Below are 13252 nucleotides of genomic sequence, written 5' to 3' on the forward strand. Positions count from 1 at the left end.
AGGCCCCACCACACGCCCCGCACCCGGCCACACCGCAGCTTCCGGTGACGGGTCACCGAAAGTGCCCTCGGCGGACAGCCCGACCGAACCCATCCCGTGGTTGTCGCTGTACTCACCAAGGAAACCAGCGAAATCATCCCTCCTGGTGACCTGCCCGGTATTTTCCTGTGGCCTGATCGGAGCCGGCTCGCTGGGGATCTCACGGGCTTCCCGGGAAGCCCGTGAGATCGCGTGGGAGGAACCCGATGCGGTGGTGGGGGCGGTGTCGTCGGCCCGCCTACTACCAGGCCAGGCCAGGCGCCGTCGCGCGCCGTCTCGTTCCGGGCGTCGCCCCTGGATCGTGTCCGGTACCGGCTTCACCCCGTCGCCGCCCGCCTGGATCCAGACCTCCGCCCGTGCCGGTCCTTCGACATGCGGCTGCAGATCGTGCGCGACGGGAGCGAAACCGGGCCCGGCCTGTGCCGGGCCATCGACTTGTGCCGTGGCATCGGCGTGTGCCGTGGCATCGGTTTTTCTGCCGGGATCGCCGTGCACCACGTCCCGGGTGCCACAACCCGATCGGCTTCGGCCCTTCTCACTTGGTAACCCTTCGCGTTATTTTCCTTCGTTTGCTGTTTCCGTCGCGCCACCTTCGGCTGGAGCTCCGCCAGCTCCGCCGCCTGCTCCTCAGTCAACGGCGTGGCCGTGGCCGTGAAACACGACGACTCCACCGCGATACACCAGATCAACGAGGACAATCCTGACCGATGCCCGCCTCACGCAAAGCCCGGATGCGACGCCGCGCCCGCCAGGACGGCCCACGAACAGACTCGCGATGACCCGATCATTCTTCCGCCCCAAGATGATCACCCGTCCATTCCACTGTCCGACGAGGCCACAATTCCAGCATGACGGCACAACAAGAGGTACGAACATGAACACCAGCCACGACTGCCCCGAAAGCCAAAAACCACTGCCCCAAAGTCTGCGACGACAGACACACCACTCGACACCTCACACGCCCGTCACCTAACCCGAAACAAATCAACACCCGCAACGCCACCGCTCGAAAACCCACCCACATCGCCCGGCAAACCGCGAACCGACCATCACGTGCATTTTTCGGAAGACCCGGCCGGGGCAGGCAGGGCCGCACTGCTGATCTTCCACAGAGGTCACGCGGAGCAGACCCTCCAGGAAAACGCCTGCCACTTCAACAAATCATAAGCACCAAACCCGCGACCAGCGCGCACCCCTCCGCGACCCGAACGTCAAACCGCTGCCGACAGCTCGGAGCGAACACCAACAAACCGTGGCAGGACTCATCAACGAGTACCGTCAAACAGCCCGACAGGCCAACGAAACCCCACCTCACAGCCCGCCAACCCGTTTTGAAGCAATATGGGACCGGCTGAAACGGCATGCCGCTCTACGCGGCCTCGCGTGCCGGTGCCGAGGTCAGTCGAACCAGTTGGTCGGGATCGGGGCCTTGCGACGCCCGTCGACTGGTCGCCAGTTCTCCACGATGGCTTTCTGAAAGCAACGTTCCTCGGTTAGGTTGGAATGGTCGCACACTATGATCTGCAACATGCCTTCGTTGGGATCGGCCATATCTAGCAAGAGCTCGAAGTAGGCGGTGACCGTTGCCCAGTCGCGTCCTGAACGGTGGTGACGTCCGCGATCTTCGCGGGGAAGAATGCCTGAGTCGGCTGGTCCAGCATGAGAAAGCTCGACACCGGCCGGTCGTGGAGCCGGAAATAGTTATGCAGGGCGAGGTGTGCGACGAGGTGGTAGCCGATCCAGTTGTTGGCACTACCGATGCGAATCAGCGGAAGACGTCCCAGGGGACGGCGGACCATGACATTGAGCTGGCTGAGGCTGATGGCGACTTCGTCGGCCGCTGCGGCCTGTCCTAGGTTCAGGCGCTTGGCCCAGGTGGTCATGTTGGCGGCGACGTCGGTGAGCCGTCGTTGCGTCTCAGCGTTGATGTCGTCTTCGTCGAGCAGGGCTTGGAGTGTAGTGAGGTTTTCCTGGGCCAGAATCAGATCGTTGTGCAGCTGACCGATGCCACCGGCAGGTGATTCTGTGTCGGCGGTGAGCGCCTGTTCGATCCGTCCCTGGATCCGGGCGATGCGCACATGCTGCTCCTGGAGATTGCACATGCGTTCGTCGCTGGCGGCAAGTGCCCGCAGATGGACCCCGTTTACCCGCAGGCGTTTGACGACACCTTCCCGCTGGCTGAGGCATCGGGCTCGTCCAACGGACCTGTGCACATCGGACAGATAGCAACGTCGTGGTCCTGCTCGGGCCCGAGCAGGTCGAGGACTTGAGGCGGTCGAGCTGAAGAGGCAGCTCCCCGGTGACGGCCTGCTGCAGCTGCTCGCGCAGCGTCGTCGAGTTTGCGTTGAGCGGCGCGTTGGGCCGCTGGGGTCTCGTTCGCCGACAAGAAAGCCCTCTTCCACCGCGCACTATGACCTGCCAGGGCCCGGTCCAGCAGGCGATCCAGCGCTACGCGCTCGCTGCCACGGCCACGCAACCCGGCTCGCGGTGGTGGACATAGCCATGACCGATGGTCGAGACGGCGGCCACTCGACGCGCGACTACCAATGCAGACGGTGTCGACCGAGCCGCGCGGCGTGACAGTCGCGTTGCGCAGCGAGAACTCGCTACCGCGCCGCGATGCCGAGTGCAGGGGCTAGCTCGGTCAGGACGGGCAGCCGATCCGCGCTCGGAACTGCATTCACGACCAGGCGTGAGGCTCCGGCCTCCAGCTGGGTGCGCAGCTGATCTGCTGTCGTCGCCGCATCACCCTGCGCCACCACGGCGTCGACCAGGGCATCGCTGCCTCGGTCGGCCAGGTCGTCTTCGCCGGAACCCATCCGGGCCAGGTTGGCCTGGTAGTTCGCCAGCCCGAGGTGCACTTGGATGGCCTCACGGCCAGCGGCGCAGGTTCTTGGCCGAGTCACGGAGAGCCACCTTGTGCTTCACCGCCAGCAGCGCGTCCGGGCCGACAAGCTCGGGCGCCCGCCGCTGCTTCGGCACGCCGCTCTCGTCCAACACGTCCAGGTAGGTCGACCAGTGCCCGGTATGGCGGGAGCGGAAATCGGTCCCGAGCTCCCGGTGCCCCGCGCCGATACCGAGCAGGAACCGCCCGGGGTGGGCCGCCTCGAACCGCCCAGACGCTCGACTCATCTGCCACCTCCGGGGCACGCGCTCGCGCAACGGCGCTGGCGCGCACCTCGTCGGTTGCCGTGGCGATCGTGTCGAATGATGGCGTTCCACGGGGGTTGCCACAGCGCCAACTTCGCATGTCGATTGCCTCCGCCCCTTGACGTTTTTTCATTTCTGACAAAAACTCAACTCAGCTGCTGGCTCATACCGCCAAAAGGAGGTATTCATCGTGCACGACGCGGCCGTGGCGACAGTCCGCGTGGCGCTCCACGCCACGGACGAGCTCACCCGTGTCAGCCTGGCCAGCTGCATAATCCAGGACCGGCGACTCTCGCTGACCGAAACGGCCGACGCCGACGTCGTCGTGATAGTCCAGGAAACCACCGGCTCACACACGATGGAGGCTTTGCGTAGTTTGTCCTCCGGAGCCGCCAAGCACTTCCTGCTCATCGTGGACGGCAACTGGCGACCCTACGTCTCCACCGCCGTGCAGCACGGCGTCCGCGCCATCCTCTGGCGCGCCCGCTTCTCCCCCAGCTCCTTCCTGCACACCATCCACGCGGTCAGCAACGGCGACGGAGTCCTCCCGCTATCGCTGCAAGGCACGCTTTTGAACGAACTCCAGCGCGTCCAACGCGACGTTCTCCGCCCCCGCGACCTGACCATGTGTGGACTCTCCACCCGTGAGGTCGACGTCCTCCAGCTGATCTCCGAGGGCTTCGATCTCAAGGAGATCGCACAGAAACTGGCCTATTCCGAACGCACCATCAAGAACATCCTCTACCAGGTCATGGCGCGTTACGGGCTGCGAAACCGGACACACGCCGTCTCCTTCGCGATTCGCTCGGGGCTCATCTGAACACGCACCGCCCGGTACCCCGCAACCGGCCCCTCCCGAACCACAAAGCGGATGCCGGGAAAAGCGGGGACGTTCGACAAGGACGTCGACAAGCAGCGACACGCTGCCGGGCGCCAGTGCGCCCGCGCCCAGCAGGCGCCTCGGCCCGCGACCGCGCTTCCGATTCGGTAGGTTTCGCGCACGGTTTTCGTTCCCGGTAGTCGACCGCACCACTGGAATCTCGACGGGCTCGTTGATCGGCTGGAGGTGTTCGACTGCTGACGACGGATCAGTCGAACACCGGCTGCGGATCCGAGACCGGCCGGGAATCTCAAGCTCCCTCGGACGAAGACGACATTCGCATCGACTCCTGGCGCTTCTCCAACCGCTCGGCGAAGGTCTCCCAGGCTGCCGCGCACCGCCTAGCGGTGTTCACCACGCTGCGGACGCAGTGGCGGGGGACGCCCTCGACGTAGCGCTGCCACTCGTCGGGATCCAACGCGCCCACATCCAGCAGCCGCAGCACAGCGCGACCGATCTCGTTGAACCGCATGGACGGGTCACGCCGCAGCTGCTCCAGGTCGGAGACCTGCCGATCACCGGCCTCCGCGTCGGCGCAGACCCGCTGCTGGATCGCGGGCAAGGTGGATGCCTGCGCGCTGCGGCCCATCCGCTGCTGCTCGGGCACCAGATCCTGGCCGGCCCGCAGCCGGGCGCGAACGTCATTCGCGGTGCTCACCGAGACACCGCTCGCCTGCGCCACCTCCCGGAGGCTGGCATCCGGGCGCTTCGCCATCAGCTCCCCGGCGCGGGACCTCCCTTCCGCCGAGCTGAGCGGACGCACCCTGCCGTCCCGGCCGATCCGGCTGTCCAGCGGCGAGACGTTGCCCCCGACCCGCTTCCGGATCGCGGCGACCGTCCTGGCTGCTACCCCGGCGGCGGACGCGATCGCACGATCCGACCACTGCGGATGGGAAACGACGATGCGCGCCACCGCAGCCGATCTGTCGACCGGGGTGAGGCGGAGACCGTGCATGGCGTTCAGCTTGACCGCGATGACGAACGCGTCCTGCTCACTCCCGGCGAAGAAGACGGCTTTAATCGTTTCACGCCCTTGCGCCGCTGCGGCCCGCAACCGGTGCATGCCGTCCACGACCCGCATCGTTTCCCGATGGACCAGGATCGGCGGGAGATCCCCCTCCACCTCAACCAGCGCGTGGACGTGGCCCATGTCCTGGCCCGCCACACGCACGGGCGGAGCATGCAGGACGGACCCGATGGGAATGCATTCCATCCGGCAGCTTTCCAGCTTCTGCCGCAGCTCCGCCGTGCCACGGGAAATGTCCTCCGCGCTCAGCACCGGCCAAGCGCGCGACGAAGAAACCTCTGCCACGAACCCTCCCCCATGAACCTGACACCGGGACGCCGAACAATCCGCGTCCCGCCCCACAGCAACACCGAGTACACGGACTCGGCCCTCAAAAATAGCAGCGCACACCCCTACGCCCGCCGGAAATGTCGTTTTGATCACAGACAGCAAAGGGAAATTGCGCCGATCGGGTCAAATTTCGCACATCGAGACGAGCGGCCCCCGAATAACGAACACATAAGTAAGAACCATGCCGGAACGGCATGATTTCATTTCACCAAAGCTGTGATTCCGCCTTCCGACGTACCGGACGATTCGTCCGATAGGCGTATCAAGCGGGTTCAGGAACCGGCCGCGGGCACCGAGCAAATCGTCCGGGACCCGACGACCGCGCCCGGTTCCCACGGGCGTCCCGTCGGCCTCGATCCACGCGTGGGCCGAGAACGGTGCCGTGCGTACCCCGACGCACCAGGTCGGCTACGCACCCCGCAAGCGCGCGAGCAGGACGGCGGCGAGCGATCGTTGCAGGCGCCAGGTCAGCCCGTCGGGATCGCTCATCTCACACATCTGGCCCAGTTCCCGCGGTGGCGCCGATCAACGCTCGCTCGGACGACCGCAGGAGAACGGGCCGCCTTCCGGGAATCCGGCGCCGGCTCCGTGAGTCTCCGCGGCGAACCCGCCGACCTCCTCCACTTTGGGCGGCTCGTGTGCCACGCCCGATCTGCTAGGACATGGTTCCTCCTCGGGATTTCCTTTTCCAAGGATGGAATGAATCGTTTCCGGCGAGCACCGCGGCGTCAATACGACAATCGCGGCAAATAGTTGCCAACTTCGACAAACGATTCCTGTCGTGATGCTTTTCCAGCGGTCCGAGCCGCGCGGGAGTAGCATCGCGCCGCGAACTGTGATTGCATGGCAAGCGGTTCGTCACCGGGTTCCGAGCGCATCGCGTTCGCGGCAGTGCCGTTTCCGGGCGAGCACGCCGCAGATGTTCTCCGTCGAATTCGAGTAGGTCGCATGCGTTCATTCGCTGAAAAGCGTGAAAGCCTCCTCCCGAAGGGCCGGGAGGTCCGAGCCCTGGCACTGGCGACGCTGACGAGCAGATTCGGCCGCGGGCTGTTCTACACGACCTTGCCGATCTACCTCACCCGTTCGGTCGGGCTGAGCGTCCACGAGGTCGGTATCGGTCTCACCGCCGGTGCGCTGGTGGGACTGCTCGGCGGAGTGCCCGGTGGTCGCCTCGCGGACAGGGTCGGACCGCGGCTGGTGCGCACGGCGTGCCGCTTCGCGGAAGCGCTGATGATCTGCGGCTATCTCGCGATCGGAGGCCTGCCGGGATTCGTCGTCACGGCAGCGCTGGTCACCCTCTGCGAATCGGCCGGGCAAGCGGCCGAAGGCGCGCTCATCGCGCACGCGGTCGACCGGAACAGCCGGGTGCGAACTCGCGCTTATCTGCGGTCGGTCACCAATGCGGGCTGGATGGTGGGTTCCGCGCTCGCCGGAGTCGCGCTGCTGTCCGACACCGCTCTCGGCTATCAAGTCGTCATCGTCACCTCGGCGCTCTGCTACGCGCTCTCGGCCGTGGTCACGACGCAGGTTCCGCTTTCCGGAGCGGCACCGGAGAAGAAAGCTGCCGGTGGACGAGTGGCGGTCCTGCGGGACCGGCCTTATCTGGCGCTGACCGCGTTGAATGCCGTGCTGACCCTCAACATCGGGGTGTTCACCGTCGCCTTGCCGCTCTACATGGCGCAACGCACCCACGCGCCGGTCGCCTTGTACGCGGTGTTCTCCGTGATCAACACCGTCGTCGTGATGCTCTTCCAGGTACGCGCGAGCCGGCGGACCGAGACCGCGACGGGTGCCGCCCGCGCACAGCGCCGAGCAGGCTACTTCCTCCTCGCATGCTGCCTATGCTTCGCGGTCGCGGACGGGACACCCGCGTGGGTCGCCGTCGTCTTCCTCTTCCTCGGTGTGGGCGTGCACGTCGTCGGCGAACTCCTGCATGCCGCCGGCTCGTGGGGAATCTCCTTCGAACTTGCACCGGAACACGCTCAGGGCGAATACCAGGGGGTTTACGGCGTCGGGCGGGACCTGGCCCAGGTCGTCACCCCCCTTGTCGCGACCACCGCGATGGCCGGTTGGGGCTGGGCGGGATGCGTGCTCCTCGGTGTCGTCTTTCTCGCGGCGGGATGCGCGGTTCCCCCTACGACGCGATGGGCGATCGGCCATGACAGCCGTCCCGTGCCCACACCGACGTGAACCCGCGATCGAACCATTCAACTGTGCAGCCGCGACAACCCGAGGGGTTTCTGTGCGCAACGTTTCCGAAGATGCAGCTCCGGCACCGCCTACGAGGTGGAAGGTCCTGGTCGTGGACCCCATACACGACGAGGCCCTCGAACGTCTGCGCCGGACCTGCGACGTCGTCGTCCACCTTCGGCCGTCGGCGGACGAGATCCTGACGTTGTCCCGCGACGCCGATGTGATCGTCCTGCGCAGCGGCGTACAGCTGCCCGCCGAGCTATTCGCCGGGGCCCAGCGCCTGAAGCTCGTGGCGCGGGCGGGTGCCGGCACGGACAACATCGACCTGACCGCCGCGCGCCATGCGGGCGTCGTCGTGTTCAACGTCCCAGGAGAGTCCGCAGGCGCGGTCGCGGAGCTGACGATCGGACTGCTGCTGGCGCTGGCGCGCAAGATCTCGCTGGCCGACCGGCAGGCCCGCACGAACGTATGGAACAAGTCGGCGCTGGTCGGATCCGAGCTCGCGGGCAAGACGATGGGAATCGTCGGCCACGGCAACATCGGCGCGCGGGTCGCCCACCTGGCGCAGGGCTTCTCCATGCGGGTGCTGACCTGCGTCGAGCGAGAAGACGAGCCCCGACGCCGCGCGCTGGCAGCGAGAAACATCGAGCTCGTCGGCCTCCGGGCCATGCTCCGGGAAGCCGACGTGGTCTGCCTCGCGGTCCCGCTGACGCCACGCACTCGCGGGCTGATCTCGGAGCCGGAGCTCGCGATGATGAAGTACGGCGCTTACCTCGTGAACGTTTCCCGGGGTGAGATCGTCGACGAACGCGCCCTGCACGAGGCGCTGAAGCGAGGAACCCTCGCCGGTGCGGCGCTCGATGTCCGCACCGGTGAAGGCAGCCCAACGCAACTATCGACTCTGGACAACGTGGTGCTTACCCCGCACATCGGAGCCATGTCGTCGGACGCGCAGCGGCGGATCGGCCACATCGTGGTCGAGTCGATCCACAGCGCCATGACGGGCGCACCCGTCGCCAACCGGGTTTGCTGATCATGGGAGTCAATGGGCCGCGGCGAATGAAGGCGGCTGTTCTGGTGTCGGAGCGGTCGATCGAGTACCGCGATGTCGACGTGCCCGAACCAGGTGAGAACGAGTTGTTGGTCCGTGTGCATGCGACGGGGGTCTGCGGGTCGGACCTCGCGACATATCGAGGCACCCACCCGTACAAGCGACCACCGGTCATCCTCGGCCATGAGCTCTGCGGCGTCGTCGAACGCGTGGGGACGACGGTCGCCGGCTTCGCTCCTGGCGACAAGGTGTGCTCAGCGGCGTTCTCCCAGTGCGATGCCTGCGCGCCCTGCCATCGCGGCGCGGTGAACCTCTGTCGGAACCGGGCGAACCTGTGCCACGCGGGCTGGGAAGGATCGTTCGCCGAGTACGTCGTCCTCCGCGAGAACATGACGTACCTGCTTCCCCCTGACGTCGACGACGCGTCGGGAGCGCTGGCCGAACCCTTGTCGATCGGCCTGCACGCGGTACGGCTGGTCGAGAACACGCCACCCGCGAGCACCGTCGTACTCGGTTCGGGCACCATCGGACTGACCTGTCTGATCGCGGCGCGGAAACTCGGCTTCGGCTCGATCGGCTGCGTGGACCTCGGCCCGGCCAAAGGAGCACGGGCACGGCGGCTGGGGGCGGATTACTACGTCGACGCCCGCGCCGGCAACGTGGTCAAGGCACTCGCGGCCCAGGCGCCCGAAGGATCCGACGTCACGTTCGTCGCCTCCGGCCACGACACCGTCCTCGACGAAGCGTGCGCAATCACGCGGCCCGGCGGGCAGATCGTCGTCGTGAGCTACTTCGACCGTCCCCGCAAGATCGAGCTGAACCGCCTGGTCTCGCACGGGCTAAGCATGCGGTTCTCCGCCCTGTCCACGCCTCGGGACTTCGCCGAGGTCATCGACTGGTTGTCGCGCGGAGAAATAGACCCCGCGTCGTTGATCACTCACCGCCTCCCGCTCAGCGCGGCGCACGAGATCAGCTTGATGGACCACGCACCCGAGGACGTCGGCAAGATCGTGCTGTTACCGCCGTCCCTGTCCCGCAGCACGTCGAAACCACCGGCCGGCCTGGCACCAGAACGAAGGGGGACAGATGAACAACTCGACCGCTGACAAGCTGACGGTCGGCGTCGTCGGAGGGACCGGATACACCGGCGGTGAGCTGTGCCGCCTGCTGCTTGGCCATCCCGCCGTGGAGGTGATCCTGCCGACCTCCCGGGAGCCACGTCCGTTCGCTCACACCCACCCCAACCTCCGCGGCAGCGGACTGGAGTTCAGGCCCGTCGAGCGGCTGGAGGAGCAGGCCGACGAACTCGATGTGGTCTTCTTCTGCACGCCCTCCGGTGAGGCCATGAACCGAGTGGGTCACTTCCTGGACCACGGTGTCCGGGTGGTCGACCTCAGCGCGGACTTCCGATTCCGCGATGTCGACCGCTACCAACGCGTCTACGGACGGGAACACGCCGCCGCGCACCTCCTTCCCGAGGCGGTGTACGGGGTGACCGAGCTCAACCGGGACCGCGTCCGCGACGCCCGGCTGATCGCCAATCCGGGCTGTTACGCCATCACCGCGATCCTGGCTCTGACACCCTTGCTCAACGGAGGCTTCGTCGATCTCACCAGCCCCCTGTCAATCCACGCCACCAACGGGACGACGGGAGCGGGCACCACCCCGAAGAAGGCGATCATGCACGCCGAAGTGGCGGAATCGATGCTGGCCTACAGCCTTGAGGGTCACCGCCACGGGCCGGAGCTCGAAGCCTTCCTCGCCAACGCGATCCAGGGCCCGCCGGTCCGCGTGGACATCAACACCGCACACGGCAACTTCGCGCGCGGGATCCATTTGCAGGCCAACGCGGGCTTGCGGCAGCGGCTCGACCGCGACCAGCTGCTGGAGACCTTCACCGCGGCCTACGGGCCCGGGCACGAGGGAGAGCACTTCGTGCTCGTCAACGACGTTCCCAAGCAGGGTGGGGTGAACGAGAAGGAGTACGACGTGTACCCGAGCCTCGGGCACGTCGTCGGCTCCAACTTCTGCCACCTCGGAGTGGACGTCGACCGGGCGCGCGGCATCGCCAAGGTCGTCGCGGTGACCGACAACCTGGTCAAGGGTGCCGCCGGGTCGGCCATCCAGAACATGAACGTAATGTTCGGGCTGGACGAGACCCTGGGGCTGCGAACCTATGCGCTCTGAGGGGATGCGCGGAGTCAGGCTCCTCTCGCAGCAGGAGATCCGATGCGGGCAGCGGTGGATCTACTCCGCCGGCTTCAACGTCGGGCGCGCGCTTGCCGACACCGGCCGGATCGACGAGGAACTCCCGGCCATCGAACGCCTCCTGGACGCAGGAGCCCGGGTGGCCGTGCTCTCGCACCAGGGCAACGGCGTCGACGACGCGAACGAACTGGATTTCGTCGCCGACTACATTGCCGACCGGCTCGGTCGCACCGTGGGCTACTTCCCCGGAAACGCCACGCCGGACGCAGTCGACCGCGCGCACGCGCTCCGCGCCGGTGAAGCCGTGGTGTTCGGCAACACCCGCAAGCACGCCGGGGAGATGACCAACTCGGCCGAGCTCGCCGGCCGGTTCGCCGCTCTCGGCGATTGTGCGGCCATCGGCGGGTTCTCGAAGGCGCATCGGGCTCACGCGTCGAACGTCGGCCTGCTCGGTCACCGGCCGGCCTTCGCCGCGGACAGCCTCGTCCACGAGACCGGACTGCTCGCGCCCTGGGCCGGGAGCTCGGACGAGCTGTACTCGGTGGCCGTGCTCGGAGGGGTGAAGCCGGAGAAGACCGCCATCGGCCTGGAACACCTGACCGCGACCTACGATCTGGTCATCCCGGGGGGAGCCGTCCTCAACAACCTGCTCCGGGCTCTCGGCCACGACATCGGATCGTCCACAGTGGGTTCTCGTCCCGAGAAGTGCTTGCAGGTGAGCAGAAACGTGCTGAAAACGTGCTGAACCGGGCGAACCGAGCCGAGCTGCACATACCCGACGAGGTCGTGATCGCCCGCCCGACAGGGCGTGACTTCGCCGATGCCAGAACCATCCCGGTGTCACGGGGAGTGCCCTCGGACTACGCGATCGTCGACTTCGTGCTCGCCCCGTGGGTGTGCGCGAAGCTGGACCACCTCACGTCCCACGGCGGCCGGGCGTTCATCGCGGGAACACCCGCTCGCTACACCGAAGGATTCACGCGAGCCTCGGACGCGTTGCTCGGCGCTCTGGGCCACGATCGCGTCAACGCGCTGTTGCTGGGCGGGGACACGACCGCCGACCTGCCCTGGAACGGCACCAAATCCACTGGTGGCGGTTCCGCGCTGCACTACCTGGCGTACGGAACGTGCCCCGTGTTCGATGCGCTGCGCACCAATGCCCTGCGCTGGGAGGCCACACTGTGATCATCGACTTCTCGATCCCGACCCGGGTCGTGTTCGGCCGGGGACGGCTTGCCGAGCTCGGGCGCGAAACCCGCGCGCTCGGTGCCTCCGCGCTGCTCGTGTGCGGACGGAACGCTATGCGCAGCAACGGAATACTCGCTGCCGCGTTGTCCGTGCTCGGGCAGGCGGGAGTCCGCGCTGAAGTGTTCGACCAGGTGTCACCGGATCCCCGCTCGGTCGAGGTCGACGCTGCCGTCCGGATGGCGGTTCAGTCCTCGTGCGATGTGATCGTGGGACTGGGCGGAGGAAGCGCCCTCGACGCGGCGAAAGCGACGGCGATCGGAATGCGGCACGGCGAATCCGGACCGCTGGTGGGCCGCACCCTCCCGGCGACCGAGGATGCCGTGCCGGTCGTCGCGGTTCCGACGACGGCGGGCAGCGGCGCCGAGGTCACCAAGGGAGCGATCATCACCGATACCGAACGTGGCCTGAAATCCGGGATCCGGGGCGAGGACCTGTTCCCGCGCGTCGCCGTCGTCGACCCCGATCTGCTGCGCAGCGTGCCGGGCGGGCTCGCCGCCGAGACCGGGTTCGACGCGCTGGCGCACGCCGTCGAAGGCTACGTCGCACGTCGCGCGAATCGGCTGACCCGGTTGTTCGCCCTGGAGGCGTTGGACATCCTCGGCGGCTGCCTCACCCGCGTGGTGGCCGGCGAGACCGGCGCAGAGCTGCATGAGCGGATGGCGTTGGCCGCGCTGCTGGGCGGTCTGAACGTCGCCACGGCCAGCACGTGCCTGCCGCACAGGATGCAGCAAAGCATGGGCTCGGTGCCCGCCGTCGCAATCTCGCACGGCCGGGGACTCGCCACGATTTATCCGACCTGGCTCGCCCACGCGTACTCGCACGCCACGGCGGAGTTCGACACCATTGGGAGGCTCCTCGGCGACGACGACGTGCACACCGCCGTGTCGAGGCTGCTGTCCGAGCTGGGTCTGCCACGCAGGCTGTCCGAAGGCGGGTTTGGTCCCCAGCACATCGACCGACTGCTCGCCGGCGTGACCGGCAACGTCGACAACGATCCGGTTCCCGGGATCAACGGTGAGTTGATCCGGGAACTCTACGAGCGCGCACTTTGACTGTCCTCCCCATTGGCTCGCCCCGTCTCACATCAGCTCCAAAGGCATCGCCAGGAGTGCCAACGTCCAGTATC

Annotated in this window: 11 protein-coding genes and 2 pseudogenes; 8 read left to right on the forward strand and 5 right to left on the reverse strand. The window is 66.9% G+C overall.

The genetic code is table 11. The features are described 5' to 3' along the window. Positions 1 to 1437: 1437 nt before the first annotated feature. The 3 genes and pseudogenes from SSPN_RS58665 to SSPN_RS49315 form a co-directional block, all read right to left on the reverse strand. A pseudogene (locus SSPN_RS58665) lies at positions 1438 to 2141 on the reverse strand (DUF3732 domain-containing protein). Between the two features lie 504 nt (positions 2142 to 2645). Further along, a complete protein-coding gene (locus SSPN_RS49310; RefSeq protein WP_143539583.1) occupies positions 2646 to 2945 on the reverse strand; it encodes an LLM class oxidoreductase in 300 nt (99 codons plus the stop codon). Next, the gene (locus SSPN_RS49315; RefSeq protein ID WP_010311212.1) at positions 2911 to 3171 is read right to left on the reverse strand and encodes an LLM class oxidoreductase; all 261 of its coding nucleotides are present in this window, start codon (positions 3169 to 3171) and stop codon (positions 2911 to 2913) included. The genes SSPN_RS49310 and SSPN_RS49315 overlap by 35 nt, the downstream gene beginning before the upstream one ends. A 208-nt stretch (positions 3172 to 3379) precedes the next feature. On the opposite strand from SSPN_RS49315, the gene SSPN_RS0127130 reads away from it, so the two are divergent. Then, a complete protein-coding gene (locus tag SSPN_RS0127130) occupies positions 3380 to 4009 on the forward strand; it encodes a response regulator transcription factor (RefSeq protein WP_010311215.1) in 630 nt (209 codons plus the stop codon). Positions 4010 to 4319: 310 nt separating this feature from the next. Here SSPN_RS0127130 and SSPN_RS0127135 read toward each other — a convergent pair whose 3' ends face one another. Both SSPN_RS0127135 and SSPN_RS52065 read right to left on the reverse strand, forming a co-directional pair. Continuing rightward, positions 4320 to 5381 carry a ParB/RepB/Spo0J family partition protein gene (locus SSPN_RS0127135; protein ID WP_143539582.1) on the reverse strand — a complete coding sequence of 354 codons (1062 nt, stop codon included), beginning with the start codon at positions 5379 to 5381 and terminating at the stop codon, positions 4320 to 4322. 168 nt (positions 5382 to 5549) lie between these two features. Further along, positions 5550 to 5822, reverse strand: a pseudogene (locus tag SSPN_RS52065) (hypothetical protein); the annotation flags it as partial. A gap of 552 nt (positions 5823 to 6374) precedes the next feature. Between SSPN_RS52065 and SSPN_RS0127145 the strand changes: the two are divergent. From SSPN_RS0127145 to SSPN_RS0127175, 7 genes are all read left to right on the forward strand, one after another. After that, positions 6375 to 7616, forward strand: coding sequence for an MFS transporter (locus tag SSPN_RS0127145; RefSeq protein ID WP_010311219.1), 1242 nt, complete (start codon positions 6375 to 6377; stop codon positions 7614 to 7616). Positions 7617 to 7728: 112 nt separating this feature from the next. Continuing rightward, positions 7729 to 8652 (forward strand): hydroxyacid dehydrogenase, encoded by a 924-nt coding sequence (locus SSPN_RS46020; RefSeq protein ID WP_010311221.1) that lies wholly within the window; start codon positions 7729 to 7731, stop codon positions 8650 to 8652. Positions 8653 to 8654: 2 nt separating this feature from the next. Next, positions 8655 to 9776: a zinc-dependent alcohol dehydrogenase gene (locus SSPN_RS0127155; protein WP_101376611.1), complete on the forward strand. Its 1122-nt coding sequence runs from the start codon at positions 8655 to 8657 to the stop codon at positions 9774 to 9776. After that, positions 9757 to 10857, forward strand: coding sequence for an N-acetyl-gamma-glutamyl-phosphate reductase (gene argC, locus SSPN_RS0127160; RefSeq protein ID WP_010311225.1), 1101 nt, complete (start codon positions 9757 to 9759; stop codon positions 10855 to 10857). The genes SSPN_RS0127155 and argC overlap by 20 nt, the downstream gene beginning before the upstream one ends. Then, positions 10847 to 11623 carry a phosphoglycerate kinase gene (pgk, locus tag SSPN_RS0127165; protein WP_010311227.1) on the forward strand — a complete coding sequence of 259 codons (777 nt, stop codon included), beginning with the start codon at positions 10847 to 10849 and terminating at the stop codon, positions 11621 to 11623. Before argC ends, pgk begins: the two co-directional genes overlap by 11 nt. Continuing rightward, the gene (locus SSPN_RS0127170) at positions 11617 to 12063 is read left to right on the forward strand and encodes a hypothetical protein (RefSeq protein ID WP_010311230.1); all 447 of its coding nucleotides are present in this window, start codon (positions 11617 to 11619) and stop codon (positions 12061 to 12063) included. Before pgk ends, SSPN_RS0127170 begins: the two co-directional genes overlap by 7 nt. Further along, positions 12060 to 13178 (forward strand): iron-containing alcohol dehydrogenase, encoded by a 1119-nt coding sequence (locus SSPN_RS0127175; protein WP_010311233.1) that lies wholly within the window; start codon positions 12060 to 12062, stop codon positions 13176 to 13178. Before SSPN_RS0127170 ends, SSPN_RS0127175 begins: the two co-directional genes overlap by 4 nt. Positions 13179 to 13252: the final 74 nt, after the last annotated feature.

Source organism: Saccharopolyspora spinosa NRRL 18395, from assembly GCF_000194155.1.
In the GTDB taxonomy this organism is placed as follows: Bacteria; Actinomycetota; Actinomycetes; order Mycobacteriales; family Pseudonocardiaceae; genus Saccharopolyspora; species Saccharopolyspora spinosa.

What these genes read in the sequence shown, in the direction of transcription:
- SSPN_RS49315 (WP_010311212.1), bottom strand. Translation starts at nt 3,171, where the DNA reads ATGAGTCGAGCGTCTGGGCGGTTCGAGGCGGCCCACCCCGGGCGGTTC.
- SSPN_RS0127145 (WP_010311219.1), top strand. Translation starts at nt 6,375, where the DNA reads ATGCGTTCATTCGCTGAAAAGCGTGAAAGCCTCCTCCCGAAGGGCCGG.
- SSPN_RS0127155 (WP_101376611.1), top strand. Translation starts at nt 8,655, where the DNA reads ATGGGAGTCAATGGGCCGCGGCGAATGAAGGCGGCTGTTCTGGTGTCG.
- argC (WP_010311225.1), top strand. Translation starts at nt 9,757, where the DNA reads ATGAACAACTCGACCGCTGACAAGCTGACGGTCGGCGTCGTCGGAGGG.
- pgk (WP_010311227.1), top strand. Translation starts at nt 10,847, where the DNA reads ATGCGCTCTGAGGGGATGCGCGGAGTCAGGCTCCTCTCGCAGCAGGAG.